Annotated in this window: 17 protein-coding genes; 10 read left to right on the plus strand and 7 right to left on the minus strand. The window is 50.1% G+C overall.

Annotation, left to right across the window (positions count from 1 at the left end):
* On the minus strand, window positions 1-313 hold a 313-nt coding region (locus tag DNK57_RS00890), incomplete at its 3' end, for an isocitrate/isopropylmalate family dehydrogenase (protein WP_264291542.1).
* A 147-nt stretch (window positions 314-460) separates the two neighbouring features.
* On the opposite strand from DNK57_RS00890, the gene DNK57_RS00895 reads away from it, so the two are divergent.
* The 10 genes from DNK57_RS00895 (at window position 461) to DNK57_RS00940 (ending at window position 10,582) form a co-directional block, all read left to right on the plus strand.
* Window positions 461-1,351 (plus strand): tetratricopeptide repeat protein, encoded by an 891-nt coding sequence (locus DNK57_RS00895; RefSeq protein ID WP_226890923.1) that lies wholly within the window; start codon window positions 461-463, stop codon window positions 1,349-1,351.
* A gap of 140 nt (window positions 1,352-1,491) precedes the next feature.
* The gene (locus DNK57_RS00900; protein WP_192961182.1) at window positions 1,492-2,049 is read left to right on the plus strand and encodes a HEAT repeat domain-containing protein; all 558 of its coding nucleotides are present in this window, start codon (window positions 1,492-1,494) and stop codon (window positions 2,047-2,049) included.
* 11 nt (window positions 2,050-2,060) lie between these two features.
* Window positions 2,061-3,038, plus strand: coding sequence for a malate dehydrogenase (locus tag DNK57_RS00905; protein WP_192961183.1), 978 nt, complete (start codon window positions 2,061-2,063; stop codon window positions 3,036-3,038).
* Between the two features lie 269 nt (window positions 3,039-3,307).
* Entirely contained in the window at window positions 3,308-3,886 is a 579-nt protein-coding gene (pdxT, locus tag DNK57_RS00910; protein ID WP_192961184.1) for a pyridoxal 5'-phosphate synthase glutaminase subunit PdxT, read from the plus strand.
* Window positions 3,874-4,791: a class II glutamine amidotransferase gene (locus tag DNK57_RS00915; protein ID WP_192961185.1), complete on the plus strand. Its 918-nt coding sequence runs from the start codon at window positions 3,874-3,876 to the stop codon at window positions 4,789-4,791. Before pdxT ends, DNK57_RS00915 begins: the two co-directional genes overlap by 13 nt.
* Window positions 4,792-4,801: 10 nt before the next feature.
* On the plus strand, window positions 4,802-5,491 hold the full coding sequence (locus tag DNK57_RS00920) for a GltB/FmdC/FwdC-like GXGXG domain-containing protein (RefSeq protein ID WP_192961186.1): 690 nt from the start codon (window positions 4,802-4,804) through the stop codon (window positions 5,489-5,491).
* Window positions 5,491-6,549, plus strand: coding sequence for a Coenzyme F420 hydrogenase/dehydrogenase, beta subunit C-terminal domain (locus DNK57_RS00925; RefSeq protein WP_192961187.1), 1,059 nt, complete (start codon window positions 5,491-5,493; stop codon window positions 6,547-6,549). Before DNK57_RS00920 ends, DNK57_RS00925 begins: the two co-directional genes overlap by 1 nt.
* 12 nt (window positions 6,550-6,561) lie before the next feature.
* Window positions 6,562-8,061 carry a glutamate synthase-related protein gene (locus DNK57_RS00930; RefSeq protein WP_192961189.1) on the plus strand — a complete coding sequence of 500 codons (1,500 nt, stop codon included), beginning with the start codon at window positions 6,562-6,564 and terminating at the stop codon, window positions 8,059-8,061.
* Between the two features lie 155 nt (window positions 8,062-8,216).
* Window positions 8,217-9,593: an MFS transporter gene (locus DNK57_RS00935; RefSeq protein WP_192961190.1), complete on the plus strand. Its 1,377-nt coding sequence runs from the start codon at window positions 8,217-8,219 to the stop codon at window positions 9,591-9,593.
* A 290-nt stretch (window positions 9,594-9,883) separates the two neighbouring features.
* Window positions 9,884-10,582 carry a CDGSH iron-sulfur domain-containing protein gene (locus DNK57_RS00940; protein ID WP_226890924.1) on the plus strand — a complete coding sequence of 233 codons (699 nt, stop codon included), beginning with the start codon at window positions 9,884-9,886 and terminating at the stop codon, window positions 10,580-10,582.
* Here DNK57_RS00940 and DNK57_RS00945 read toward each other — a convergent pair whose 3' ends face one another.
* The 6 genes from DNK57_RS00945 to DNK57_RS00970 all read right to left on the minus strand — a co-directional run bounded on the left by DNK57_RS00945 (window position 10,583) and on the right by DNK57_RS00970 (window position 14,911).
* Complete coding sequence (locus DNK57_RS00945; protein ID WP_192961192.1) at window positions 10,583-11,065, minus strand: hypothetical protein; 483 nt, start codon at window positions 11,063-11,065, stop codon at window positions 10,583-10,585.
* Complete coding sequence (locus tag DNK57_RS00950; protein ID WP_192961193.1) at window positions 11,066-11,689, minus strand: energy-coupling factor ABC transporter permease; 624 nt, start codon at window positions 11,687-11,689, stop codon at window positions 11,066-11,068. It abuts the gene before it with no gap.
* 31 nt (window positions 11,690-11,720) lie between these two features.
* Complete coding sequence (locus DNK57_RS00955; RefSeq protein WP_192961194.1) at window positions 11,721-12,155, minus strand: hypothetical protein; 435 nt, start codon at window positions 12,153-12,155, stop codon at window positions 11,721-11,723.
* A 220-nt stretch (window positions 12,156-12,375) separates the two neighbouring features.
* Window positions 12,376-13,653, minus strand: a complete 1,278-nt coding sequence (locus DNK57_RS00960; RefSeq protein WP_192961195.1) for a DEAD/DEAH box helicase — start codon at window positions 13,651-13,653, stop codon at window positions 12,376-12,378.
* 243 nt (window positions 13,654-13,896) lie between these two features.
* The gene (locus tag DNK57_RS00965) at window positions 13,897-14,511 is read right to left on the minus strand and encodes a 5-formyltetrahydrofolate cyclo-ligase (RefSeq protein WP_192961196.1); all 615 of its coding nucleotides are present in this window, start codon (window positions 14,509-14,511) and stop codon (window positions 13,897-13,899) included.
* The gene (locus tag DNK57_RS00970; RefSeq protein WP_192961197.1) at window positions 14,495-14,911 is read right to left on the minus strand and encodes an RDD family protein; all 417 of its coding nucleotides are present in this window, start codon (window positions 14,909-14,911) and stop codon (window positions 14,495-14,497) included. The genes DNK57_RS00965 and DNK57_RS00970 overlap by 17 nt, the downstream gene beginning before the upstream one ends.
* Between the last annotated feature and the right edge of the window lie 17 nt (window positions 14,912-14,928).

The raw sequence follows: 14,928 nt of genomic DNA on the forward strand, positions 1-14,928 counted from the left end.
AGAGGCAGGGGACCCCAGGAAGGGACTTAACAGGCCTCAAATTCGCAAAAAGGTCCAGCTCACGCCTTAAAGTTATTATGGCGCTCTTCTGTCCTGGTACAGTTGTCACAGCACCGAATAGGGTTGCATCAGCCTTCCTTACGAGCTTCAGGGTTTCCTCTGGGAGCGTGTCACCGCAGCGCCTGAAGCACTCATTACCGGCCTCTGCATGTGTGAATTCAAATTCCATGTCAAGGGCGTCAAGGATGTGGAGGGCTGCCTCCATTACCTCCACGCCGATCCCATCACCTGGTATAACCGTTATCCTGTACATGTAAACGCCTCTTAAATTGGTCTCCTGAATGATGTTTATGAGATAATATTTTAAGGATCTGATGATAGAAATAGTTTAGAGTTTGGGGGGGGGGGTTTTTGATGTGGTTCTGTTGTGATGATGGAAATAGGCTGGAGGCCGGGATTTATGCTGCTTCATCTTAACCTTCTCAGTATCTTTGATTCCCTGAGGAATGATCAGAGCGCCCTCAGGCACTACAAGAAGAAACTCCATGAATACCAGGAGCACGAGGCAGAGGTCCTCATAGATATCGGTGTCATCTACCTTGACCGTGGAGAAATTGAAAGGGCTGTTAAGAACTTTGAGGAGGCCCTTGAGACCTACAGGAAACTTAAATTCCCTGAGGGAGTTGCCTATACCTCAGAACTTTTAGGTGATTCCTTAATGGCTCTGAGGGAATTTGATAATGCAATGGAACACTATTCAGAGGCCCTCTCCATATACTCTGACCTGAACCCACCCCTTGCAGAGGAACTCAGGGAGAAGATCTATGAGGCTGGTAAGATAAGGGAGACGCTTGTTCCTCAGGACCCCCCTGAACCGGAATCAGTTGAGGAAACATCAGAGAACCATGGACTGGACTCAGAGACTCTAGCGCTCTTCAGGTTTTCAGACAGATTACTGGAGTTCATTGAAGGCTTTGAAGATTATGCAGTCTGCTGGGAGAATCGTGACATTGAAGCCCTGGAGGAAAGCCTTAAATCAGCGACTGTTATACGTGACAGGCCCACGGAGGGCCTCATTAACCTCCTCATCGGAAGGTATCATCTGGAGGAGGGTGAGATCTACGATGCACTAAAGTTCATTAAGAGAGCCACAAGGATCTTCAGGGACGCCGGGGACTCCAGGGGTGCTGCAGTGGCCCTGGTGATGATGGGGGTTATCCTGTTCATCATGGATGAGCGGGAAAACCTTTACACTGTATTCAAGGAGGCCCTTGAGATATTCAGGGCCCTTGAAATGGGGGAAGCTGAATCGGTGACCATGAAGATAATAAACACCCTCAGCAGGATGTAATTCTGAGCGTCTCCTGAGCGTTTCTTTATATTCAGTGGTTTTTTCCCTGTTAAAGTGCTATGCAATATCCTTGGCGTTATGTCCTCAGATCCGCGATAACCATATCTACCTTTCTGAACATAATATATAGAGGTGATATTATGCAGAGAAGAGAAAACATTGAGAGGCTCATTGAGCAGTTAAGGGAAGGCGATGAACTTATGAGGGTTCAGATCGTTGAGCTTCTATCTGAGATGGGGGAAGCCGCTGTTGAACAGCTCATTGAGGCCCTTGATGACAGTGACAAGTCTGTTAGGAGGGGTGCTGCAGCGGCCCTGGGTAACATTGGAGACCCCAGAGCAGTCAAACCCCTCATAAGGGCAATGGCCGATGAGAACAAGTGGGTCAGGAGGGATGTTTCAACCGCCCTATCAAAGATGGGCGAGGAGGCCTTTGAGCCCCTCCTTGAGAGTCTCTCAAATGATGACTGGAGGATAAGGGGCGCCGCCGCATGGATCATAGGGAACTTCCAGGATGAAAGGGCGGTTGAACCCCTAATAAAGCTCCTCGAGGATGACAGTGGATTTGTACGTAGTGGAGCTGCCCGTTCACTGGAGCAGATCGGCGGTGAAAGGGTCAGGGCTGCAATGGAGAAACTTGCAGAGACAGGGACAGGGTTTGCAAGGAAGGTGGCCATTAACTACCTTGAAACCCACTAGGAGGAACCCCCTTGAAGGTAAGTATAATTGGGTCAACGGGACGTGTTGGAAGGGCAACAGCCCTCTGTCTTGCAGAGGAGGAGGCTGTGAAGACCCTGCACCTCATATCAAGGAAGGAGAGTGTTGAACAGAACGTCGGTGAGGTCCTTGATATGAGTGATGCCCTGGCAGCCAAGGGCGTTTCAGTCAGGCTGGAGAACTCAGCAGATATTGAAAACGTCCACGGGTCAAAGATAGTCGTGATCACTGCGGGTGTTCCCAGGACAGCGGATATGGACAGGGACGACCTTGCCTTTGAGAACGGTAGGATAGTTGCAGAGTATGCAAGGCAGATCGCAAGATTCGCCCCGGATTCAATTATACTTGTTGTAACAAACCCTGTGGATGTGATGACATATGTTGCCCTCAGGTATTCAGGGTTTCACCCAAGCAGGGTCTTCGGCCTCGGAAACCATCTTGACTCCCTGAGGCTGAAGAACTACATGGCAAGGCATTTCAATGTCCACGTGAGTGAGGTCCACACAAGGGTTATAGGTCAGCACGGTCCCTACATGGTCCCACTCATAAGTTCAACCTCCATAGGGGGCATACCCATAGAGCACTATGCCCGTAGGGACTACTTCTCAGGTTACAAGAAGTTTGACCTCAAGAAGACCATAGACAAGGTCATCAATGCAGGGAGCAACATCATAAGCAGGAAGGGGGCCACCGAGTATGGACCTGCCTTTGCAATATCCAATATAGTCACCACAATCCTGAATGATGAACGCAGAATACTAACGGTTTCAACCCTTATGGAGGGCGAAATCGATGGTATAAGGGATGTTTGCCTCGGCGTGCCTGTTAAACTGGGTAAAAACGGTATTGAGGGTGTTGTACCTGTCCTTATGGATCGTGATGAGCGGGAGGCCTTCAGGGAAGCTGCTAACCATGTTAGAAACTCCACCAGGAGGGTTATGGAGTTCCTTGAAGGGGAACTTCCACTATAGCTCACCAGTGCTTATGGGGGCATGGCTATCAGGGCCGGGGATTTCATGCGCCTCCAGTTCATCATGTACTTCCTTCATCTTTCAGCACCCTCATGGAAACCTTTATATACTTGTTCAATTAGAAGTTAATTCAAGACATTATTTCTGAACATTGTACACCTGATTTTCTGCAGGGTTCAGGGTTCAGAAGCAACCGGCAGACATCTTCCGGTATGTTTATATGGTTCCAGCATGAAAAAGTTAACCGAAAAATTCTCAAAGGAGACAGCATGATAAGGATAGGTATTCTTGATCTTCAGGGAGATGTATCTGAACACCTCGACATGACCAGAAGGACAGTTGAAAAGATGGGCATAGATGCAGAGGTTGTGAGGGTCAGGACAGCAGATGAAGCCTCCTCAGTGGATGCAATAATAATATCCGGCGGTGAGAGCACGGTAATCGGCAGACTGATGGAGGAGACAGGGATAAAGGACGTCATAGTCCAAGAAAGGAAACCCGTGATGGGTACATGTGCCGGAATGGTGCTCCTTGCAGATGAAACAGATTACCAACAGCCCCTTCTGGGACTCATTGACATGAAGGTTAAGAGAAACGCCTTTGGAAGACAGAGAGACTCCTTTGAAGATGAAATCGATATACTTGGAAGGAAATTTCATGGAATATTCATAAGGGCGCCAGCCGTCCTTGAAGTGGGAGAGGGAGTTGAGGTTCTCTCAGAGCTTGATGACATGATAATCGCAGTAAAGGACGGCTGCAACCTCGCACTGGCCTTCCACCCTGAACTCGGAGAGGACACATGGCTCCATGAATACTTTATAAAGGAGGTATTGAATTGTGTGGAATAGCGGGAGTGGTCTACAAGGATGGTAAACTGCACTCAGCAGGGGCAGACATGACAAGGATGCTCCATGCACTGCAGCACAGGGGACCCGACTCAGCGGGATTCGCCATATATGGAGGTCTTGGTCTTGATGAAAACGAGTACCTCCTTAACATAGAGGTTAAGGATAAACCAGGACTTCTTGACATGGTTAAGGAAAAAGTTGAACTGGTAAGCCCCATAGGGTCAGATGAGGTCATACCCTCAGTTGAGAACCACATAATCTACCGGTGCAGGATAACCCTGGAATCATTCTCACAGCTCAAACCACTCATAATGGATATAGACAGCCTGGAGGACGTTATAGTACTGAACGGTAGTCACTCATTTGAGATGATAAAGGATGTGGGTTCGGTTCTTGAGATAGCGGACCGCTACGACACCTGGTCAAAGAAGGGCACCCACGCCATAGGCCACACAAGGTTCTCAACAGAGAGCATAGTGGACAGGTACCATGCCCACCCCTTCCAGAGCTACATCATCCCTGACATAACAGTCGTACACAACGGCCAGATAACAAACTACTGGAAGATAAGGGATCCACTGGAGCGCAAGGGCCACATATTCGAGACAAACAACGACACAGAGTGCATAGTCCACTACGTCGCAGATAAACTGGCCTCAGGATACAGCCTCGAGGAGGCCCTCGAGCAGTCTGTAAGGGACATGGACGGTCCCTTCTCATACATAGTGGGAACACCCCAGGGTGTGGGGATAGCCAAGGATCAGCTCGGACTGAGGCCCGGGGTGATGGCAGAAAACGATGAGGTCTTCGCAGTCGCATCAGAGGAGGTCTCCCTCAGGGAGGTCATGGACACAAGCGAGGTTGAACAGATATCCCCCGGAGAGGTAAGGGTCTACGAGATATGAGGGTGATACCATGAGGGAAGCAATAATTGATGCAGGATCAAAAACCCCGAGGGAGGTTAACAGGGCAATAAAATCCCTCGCAGCCGACAACGACAGGATAATCGTTAAAAACCCCAACGCAATGCACTACATAGGCGCAGGCCTTACCGGGGACGTTGAACTCATAATCGACGGGTCAGCAGGATACTTCGCAGCCACCATGATCCACGGCCCCAGGGTAAGGATAAATGGTAACACAGGCTGGTTCCCTGCAGACAACATGACAGAGGGCGAAGTGGTAGTGGAGGGCTCAGCAGGTGACGGTGTGGGCCAGGGAATCTACGGGGGAACCGTTGTTGTTAAAAAAAGCGCCGGTTCAAGGACAGGCGAGATAATGAAAAATGGGACCATAATCATAGGTGGAAATTCAGGTTTCATGACAGGCCTCTTCATGATGGGTGGCCGCATAATAGTACTCGGAGACCTTGCAGAGGATGCAGGTGAGTCCATCATAAGGGGAACCATCTATGTAAGGGGCGAAATAAAGAGCCTCGGAAAGAACGCCAAGGTTGAGGATATAAACCCGGAGGATGAGGAGGAACTGAGGGAAACACTCACCAGTTACGGATTTAACCTTGAGGATGAAGACTACAAGGCCTTCAGGAAGATCGTCCCAAGGAGTAAAAGACCATTTTATGGTGAAGAATCGGAGGAAGGATAATGACCAGAACCTACGCAATGGTTGGAACACCCTGCCAGATAACAGCAGCCACACTCATGGACAGATACACAGGGGACTTTCCGGTTGAACTCAAACTCGGACTCTTCTGCATGGAAAACTTCTCCTACACATACCTCAAAAAACTCGCCGAGGAGGAGGGTATTGACCTTGCAGATGTATCAGAGTTCAGGATAGAAAAGGGCCGGCTCTGGTTCCACCTTAACGATGGAAGCAAAATTTCAGTCCCCCTTGAAAGGGCGAGATCCGCCATGAGGAAGAACTGCACAGTGTGCATGGACTTCACATCAGAACAGTCCGACATATCCATAGGGTCAGTGGGATCACCTGAGGGATGGTCAACCATAATAATAAGGACAGAGAAGGGACATGAACTCATTGAAAAGGCCAGAAAGGCAGGATACATTGAAACAAAACCCTTAACAGAACGGGGAATCAGGATACTTGAGAAACTTGCATCAGGTAAGAAGGAAGAGAACCTCCAGGAGATAAAAAGAAGGGAATCCGTTGCAAGGCCGGTCCTCTACTGGAGGGTGATGCCGGATGAGGAATACCTGGAGGAGGTAACTGACTACCAGTTCGATGATCTGAGATCTGATGTTATAGATGTCGGTGCCTGCGTCCTCTGCGGTGCCTGCGTGGCCTCATGCCCGGAGAACATAGTCAGTATAAAGGACAGAAAACCAGAGGTTCATGGTGAGTGCCCGGAGGGCTGCAATGCCTGCTATGTGGCATGCCCCAGAACCTACGTACCCGACAGCATAATAGGCCATGACTCAGCATCCACACCCCTTGGTGAATACATTGAGTTCCTCTCTGCGAGGGCCCCAATGTTCAGGGGCCAGGATGGGGGTGTTGTAACAGCCCTCCTCACCTACGCCCTCAGGGAGGGAATCATTGAAGGGGCCCTGGTTGTTGACAGGGACCACGAAAAGCCATGGAAACCTTTACCTGTACTGGCAGAGGAGCCCCAGGACATTGTGAAGGCCGCGGGAACCAAATACTCAGCATGTCCATTACTGAAAATTTTAAAGGAATAAGAGGGGTTAAAAATGCCTTTTAAGGTCGAAAGAAAGGAAGAGGTATGTAAGAGGAACTTTGATCGTCCCGGCTGCTGCTGGTACATGTGCGATAACAGGGACGAGTCACTCTGCGCAAACTGCTACTCATGCTACAACAACTGTCCGCATGACGTATACGAGATAATAAACGGGGAACCCGTACCAATAAGGCATGAAAACTGCGTCGGGTGCCGCATATGTGAGGAGATGTGCCCCAACAATGCAATAGAGGTTAACGCTGTTCCAGAAGATCGCAGGAACGTGTGGTCATTTGCTGATCTGCTTGAAATAGAGAGAAAATCAAGGGAGGGCAGCTACAAGGTCAGGGGCTGCGGTGCAGTCAGAAGGATACCCACCTTCGATGACCTTGTCATCATCCCGGCCCAGGTATCCAGGCCACCCATAGACAAGTACAGGGAGCCCTGCAACACCAGGGTCGTGATAGGTGACAGGTACGCCGAGAACCCCCTTGAACTTGACACACCCATCATGATAGCCGCCATGTCCTTCGGCGCCCTCAGTAAGGAGGCCAAGATAGCCCTAGCCATGGGCGCCACCCTCGCAGGAACAGCCACCAACACGGGTGAAGGTGGAATGCTCCCTGAGGAGCGCAGATACGCCTCCAAGCTCATCGCACAGTACGCATCAGGCCGCTTCGGCGTATCAGCAGAGTACCTCAACAACTCAGAGGCCATCGAGATAAAGATAGGCCAGGGTGCCAAGTCAGGTATGGGTGGACATCTGCTGGCAGAGAAGGTCACAGCAGAGGTCTCAAGGATAAGGATGATACCTGAGGGCACCGATGCACTGAGCCCTGCCAGGCACATGGACATAGTGGGTCCCGAGGATCTGAGCATGAAGATATCACAGCTGCGTGAGATAACAGACTGGAAGGTCCCCATAATGGTCAAGTTCACCTCTGGAAGGGTTGCAGATGATGTGAAGATAGCTGCAAAGGCAGGCGCAGACGCCGTAGTTGTGGATGGTATGCAGGGCGGTACAGGGGCCGGCCCCGATGTTGTAACCGAGCACTCAGGTATACCCACAATCGCAGCCATAGTGGAGGCAGATGAGGCACTCAAGGAGGTCAACCTCCGTGATGAGGTGAGCCTCATCGCTGCTGGTGGTATAAGGAGCGGGGCCGATGTTGCAAAGGCCATAGCCCTCGGTGCAGATGCAGTGTATATAGGTACAGCAGCCCTTGTGTCAATCGGCTGCCGTGTCTGCCAGATGTGCTACACAGGCACCTGCAGGAAGGGCATCGCAACCCAGGACCCACGCCTCAGGAAGCGCCTCGACTATGTGGAGGCAGGTAAGAACGTTGCAAGGTACATAGAGGCGATGACAGAGGAGGTCTGCATGCTCACACAGCAGGCAGGTAACACAGATGTGAGCAAACTTGAAAAGGATGACCTCAGGGCCCTTACAGTTGAAGCATCTGCACTCACAGGGGTTAAACTGGCGGGTATGGAGTCACCAGCCAGGTTCTAATCCCCTAAAACCTTTTTTGATTCTTTTATTTCAGGATAAAGCAGATTCGGACAATTTTATTTTCTGTTTTTAAATTTTTTCATTTCATTCGCTCTGAAAATTATTTAAATGACCCACCCTATAGTAATAACCAGTTTTTTCTGGAGGGAAAAAATTTGAATGAGTACAATGACAGGTCACTTCGGTTGTATGTTCTTATAGCGGCAACACTTTCATCATTCCTCACACCCTTCATGGGTTCATCAATCAATGTGGCGCTTCCTGTGATAGCGCTGCAGTTTAAAATCGATGCAATACTCCAGACATGGATACCCACGGCATTCCTCCTGGCAGCAGCCATATTCGCGGTCCCCTTCGGGAGGCTCTCTGAGATATACGGGATGAAGAGGGTCTTCGTCTATGGTAACATCATCTTCACAGTCTCAGCGATTTTATCAGCATTCTCACCCTCAGCCATGGCACTAATCGTGTTCCGGGCAATACAGGGGGTTGGTTCTGCCATGATATTCGTAACAGGCCTTGCCATACTCACAAGGGTATTCCCCCCATATGAGCGGGGTAAGGCCATAGGTATAAACACGGCAGCAGTCTACATTGGCCTCTCAATGGGGCCGGTCCTCGGAGGATTCCTCACAAGGTTCCTGGGATGGCAGAGCATATTCCTCTTCACAGTACCTGTAACACTCATCGTCCTGGCGGTGAGTCTACTTAAAATTGATGGTGAATGGGCTGATGCCGCAAATGAAACCTTTGATATTCCAGGCTCCATATCCTACTGCATATTCCTCTTTTTGCTCATGTATGGATTCTCAGCCCTCCCGGATATCCTGGGGGCCATCATGATACTCCTGAGCATAGGGGCCTTCGCTGTTTTCCTCAAAATGGAGCTCTCATCACCCAGCCCGGTTTTCAATGTGAGGCTTTTCAGGAACCTCAGGTTCAGCTTCTCAAGCCTGGCAGCCCTCATAAATTACAGTGCAACCTTTGCAGTATCCCTCCTCCTGAGCTACCATCTCCAGTATATCAAGGGCCTTGATCCAGGATCAAGCGGCCTCATACTGGTGACACAGCCCATCGTCATGGCCCTGGTGGCGCCAGTGGCGGGCAGGGCCTCTGACAGGTTCAACCCCCAGACACTCGCAGGCATCGGCATGGCCATAACAGCACTGGCGCTCCTCAGCCTCAGCATCCTTGATAGAACCACGCCGGTTCCAATGATAATAGTCTCTCTCCTTGTCCTTGGTCTGGGCTTCGGGTTTTTCTCGTCACCCAACACCAATGCAATAATGGGCTCCGTTGAGAGGAAGGACTATGGTATTGCATCGGCCACCGTCAGTTCCATGAGGCTCATAGGCCAGGCCTTCAGTATAGGTATAGTGACACTTATCTTCGCATTCCTCATAGGAAGGGTCCCAATCTCCCCTGCAAATTATGACCTCCTCATGGAGAGCACAAGGATATGTTTCCTCATATTCGGTGTGCTGTGCTTTGCGGGGGTCTTCGCTGCAACTGCCCACAGAAACGATGGTTAATGGATTCTTTCATCATACCAACTAGAGGGGAATCCCTTCTATTTGATGGATCTGTGAATGGTCGGAAGTTTCTGAGATTGTTTTAATTAAATCTCTCTTTTCAGAACTTTCAGAACTGATTTATCTCTTCCTTCGATTCTTATCCTTTTTCATAGCAGTTTTATTGGACAATCCTGTAGAGAAAGCTTCCTTTCTTGTGACGATCTCTGGTTTAGCACAGAATTACATATCTGGTTGTATCAACATATCACATAGTGGGAGCATAATCCATGCTAATGACGGTGTTAGAGATGAAGAGGATAAAGGTGCTCAGGAATGGCCCCTACCTTGTTGAGGGCTCAGTACCCCTCTATGAAGAGGTTATCGTAACCGACGAGGAGGGCCACACGAGGGAATTCGTTGAGAGGAGACAGTTCCCACTTAGGGAGAGGTATGTGCTCTGCCGCTGCGGAGCATCAGGGGATAAGCCCTACTGTGACGGTACACACAGCAGCATAGGGTTTGAGGGGACCGAGACAGCATCACTGAAACCCTACATTGAGAGGGCGAGGGTCTTCAGGGCAGGTGACCTTGAACTCACTGACGTACCCGAGTTATGCGACCATTCAAGGTTCTGCCTCAGGGCCGGAGGTATAAGGGAACTCCTGAGGAGGGGTGACAGGGAGAGCATACAGACAGCCATAGAGGAGGCCATGATCTGCCCATCCGGCAGGCTGGTCCTATGGGACAGAAAAACAGGTAAACCCTATGAGAGGGACTATGAGAAATCCATAGTGGTCATCCACGATAAACAGAAGAAGTGTGAGGGCCCACTCTGGGTTAGGGGAGGTATACCCATAGAATCTGCTGATGGAAGAGAGTATGAGGTTAGAAACAGGGTTACCCTCTGCCGCTGCGGTTTATCTGATAACAAACCCTTCTGTGATGGAAGTCACTGGATGACTGCAGAGGAGAAACTCGAATTTAAAAGAAAGTGGGGGATTGAATAGTTACTCCACTCCTTTTTTTCTCTTCATCCACAGGGCCCCCATCACAATGCCCATGGTAACCCCTATGAGGGCGCCCGATGAGAAGGGTGTCAGGAAGTCTGTGCCCTCCTCCTCAGGGTTAACGGAGTTCAGCTCAAGGAGCTTATCCCTTATTGATGCCTCCTCAGGGCTGCAGTACATCACCCTGTATCCGATCTCTGGGTGGGCCTTAAGGAAGGCGCTCACGGTGTCCTGGTAGGCAACTGCAAGTATCTTCTTGTTGGGGTTTCCAAGGGCATGCTCCAGTTCGTGTTCAACATCAGCTGGGCTCTGGAAACGGTATACCGTGACGTTGACCCCCAGATCATCTGCAACAGATCTTGCGAGTTTGCCCGTTGAATTATCAGCTATTACAATGAAGGACTCAGGGGTTATCTCCATCCCGTGGGCAGCCACTCCGCCCATTAGGAGAAATACTATTAGAAATGCGAACTCAGGTCTCATCTAAACCCTCTCCATACTGATTAACTCTGGCTTCATCCTCTCAAGGAAGGATACGATGAATATATTGGCAGCACCCTCTATGACCCCCACGAAGATGTAGAAGGGTATCAGTGTCGCCATAAGCATCTCAGGACCCGCAACACCCGCTGCAAGGAGTATCATGATGTGGAACACCGTGGCGACCATTATACCCATGAAGGTGGCGGTGAAGACCGCCAGGCTCCGATCAAGTTCCCTCACCACACTGTAGACGGCGTAGGTACCGACACCGAGGCCTATACCCATTGTGAGTATATTGGCACCCATACTTGTCAGGCCACCCATACCCAGTATGAAGAACTGGATTACCAGGCAGAGTGTTGCAACGATGACTGCTGTGAGGGGCCCCAGCAGTATGGCTGCGAGGGGTATGAGGAAGAAGTGCACCGGCACACCGAAGGGTGACGGTACAGATATTGAGGATACAGCCGCTGCAGCCGCAGCAAAAAGGCCTGTCCCAACGATTCGCCTTTCCTTCTGGGGTCTTTTTGAGAATATGTAGAAGAATATTCCAATGTTTATGAGGGCCACAGCCCAGTAGACTGCGCACTGCCATAATGGTATGATTCCGTCAGGTATATGCACTTATACAGCCTCCATGGTTAATTAGGATAAATCACTGCCTTGGAAATCTTAACGCGGTCAAACCGAAAACCAGGGATAGCCCAGCCAGTGCAGGGATGAACCCGTACCCTGAGTTTCCGTGTTTCTCCTTCACGCTCATGTTCCCTGCGGGGGTACTTTCATTTCCGCCCTGTCCCTGAATATCGGTTTTATTCTGTGCTGAAACGTCAGCTGCTTTTCCCTGAGCTGAACCTGTTTCCCCACCTCCACTGTGGGATTTACTGGCCTTTGTCCCTGAACTGGTGCTGCTCCTGTCGGAAGTCTTTTTGGCGGGAGCAGGGGATGTGGTTGTTGATGAATCAGAGTCGCTGTCACCTGCATCTGAGGGTTCCTCCAGGTAGTAACCGTGACCCGGGTGGGCGCATGCATGGGGGGATAAACTGATCACCAGTGACACCGCAGCCAGCAGTATAAGGATCCTTTTCATGATGTTCACCGCTAAATGATTGGCCATCTTCAATATATAAAATCTTTTATTACCTATCACCATATACGCGTGATAAAAGTAATACTATATGATTTTCAGGGGACAATGGTGGCTGCTGCGGTGTGTAAGCTTCGGTTTTAAGGTGTCCTTAAGGGGATCAGCCGCGGCGCGTGAATTCCCTTAGTCAGAAAAAGAGTTATTGTTCTAAATCAAAAAGGGGTTATTTAGATGATTCCAGCACATCCAGAAGGGCGTGTGAGATGTCCCGGAAACTGTAACCATCACCAGCAAGGCTCTCGAGGATTTCAGAGTCACTGTAACTCTTGGATTCAAGGTTCCTCCTGAGGATCTCCCTGAGGTCCATCTCATAGCCCCTCCTTATCTCCTCGGGGGAGGGCATGTTACTCTGCTTTATCCTCTTACCTGTGAATGACTGGATCCTCCTCAGGCGGTGAACCTCCCTTCCAACGACAAGGGTGAAGGACTTCCCGCTTGAACCGGCTCGCCCTGTACGGCCTATACGGTGAATGTAGTACTCGTTCTCAAAGGGCAGGTCATAGTTCACAACGGCCTCAACATCGGGTACATGAATACCACGGGCAGCCACATCAGTTGCAACAAGTAGACTGAAATCGCCCCTCCTGAATCTCTCCATGACACGCTCACGCTTTGACTGTGAAAGATCACCATGGATTTCATCTGCAGAGTAACCCATACGGTTCAGCTGCCTTCTCAACCTCTGGACCCGCCTCTTGGTGTTACAGAATATGAGGCCCATCCTGATATTGTTTGATGAGAGTATCCAGTCGAGGAGCTCAACCTTATCCTCCTCCCTGGTTTTGAAGTAGAACTCATCTATCTTGGGGCTGTGCTTCTTCTCCACACGCATAACCTGGGGGTTCCTCATGTACTTCCTGGCAATCCTGAGTATAGGCTTTGAAACCGTTGCAGAGAAGAGCATGGTCTGCCTTCTCTCGGGCACATGGGCCAGTATACGCTCTATGTCATCTATGAATCCCATGTTCAGCATTTCATCGGCCTCATCAAGGACAACGGTTGATACGCCTCCAAGATCAACTGTCCCCCTCTCAATGTGGTCTATCAGTCTACCTGGGGTTGCAACTATTACATGAACCCCCCTCCTCAGCTGCGCTATCTGATTACTGATACTCTGACCACCATAGACTGCGAGGACCTTCACCTTCATGTATTTACCTATCCTCTTGATCTCCTCTGAGACCTGGAGACAGAGCTCGCGTGTCGGACAGATGATGAGGGCCTGGGGCACCCTTTCGGATTCAAGGTTCTCAAGTACGGGTATGGCGAATGCAGCTGTTTTTCCGGTCCCTGTCTGGGCCTCACCAACAACGTCCATGCCATCGAGTGTAACAGGTAGTGTAAGTGCCTGGATTGGAGTTGTACTCTCAAATCCCATATCATCAAGGGCCCTGTTTATATCCCCTGAGATATCAAACTCACTAAATTCTAATCCTTTCATTTTATCTTCCTTATATTCTTAAAAGTCGATTATCAATTATCAGCTGCCATATGGCAGACCATATCAAACCGGAAGTTCAGGATTCTGCCAGGCACAGATAATTAAAAATCAGTACACAACTACTCTATTGTACCCCGGAGTATTTAAACTGATTGGTTTTTCCGGCCCTGAAGAGTTATGTGGTGCATACTTGGGGTCCTGTATTTTTTCCTGTTGAATGGTCTGGTTCGGGGCTCCTCCTTTTCAGATTACCCGCGGTATCCTGTCATCCAGGAGGGGCCTGATCACCCGGAGGGGTGTTACTATCATGTTTATCCTCTCATCGTGCTCCTCAACCGGTACCCTGCTTATTATCTGGAGTTCATCAACGGTTGTTGCAATGGGTGTATCCTCATCTATTGCCCCCTGCCCCCTGAGTTCAGAGATCTCCCTGTCACCGTAGCCTCCACCCTTACCGAGACGGTTGCCCTGGAGGTCAACAGCCACAGACCCCTCCACAACAAGGTCAACCATGGGGAAATCCCTGATGGATGAACCGTACCTGTAGGCGCCAGCTATTGTTGATGCAGCCTCGGCATCCAGTCCACCCTCTATGAGAAGGTAGCCATCCTTTATCCGGGGGGTGGGCATTATGAGGTCCTTCCCGGCCTCAAGTACAAGTCTTCGAACAGGTCTCTGGGCCGAGTCAGGTGAGCAGAACACGACACCAGCCCTTTCCCATTCAATTGTCCTTGAAAGCCTCTCTGCAGCATCAAACGAGCCCTTAAAGTCTGGTATACGTCCATGGGGATTTCTGCTGATACCCTTATACTTCAGGAGATCCCAGACCTGTTTTCTTATCCTATTCTTGCCCTCCATCATCAACCTTCCCGGCCCTGATGACAGCTGTTCTGGCAATGGTGTCAAGGATCCTTAAATGCCCCAGCAGATAACCCAGCAGGACGTCCACTGCCAGGGGAAGCCAGAGCACCTTTGACATGTTCCTCAAAACAACCTGCCAGGGCTGCAGATCACCCTCCTCTGAGACAACCATAAGGCCCTGCAACCTCTTACCCGGAGTGCCTCCATGGTATTCCAGGTAGCTGAAGTACAGGAGTGTTATTACAGCAAGGAGGGGCAGCCAGTAGCTGTAGATGCTGAAGAGGTTAAGGAGGATGACTGCAGGGTAGAGAAGTACCGTGAGGATGTACATTACCGCGGTGACAATCAGGAAGTCCACAATGAATGCATATAACCTCTCCCTCAATAGTTCAACCATTATTACCCCTCCTTCAG

Source organism: Methanothermobacter thermautotrophicus (assembly GCF_014889545.1).
In the GTDB taxonomy this organism is placed as follows: Archaea; Methanobacteriota; Methanobacteria; order Methanobacteriales; family Methanothermobacteraceae; genus Methanothermobacter; species Methanothermobacter thermautotrophicus_A.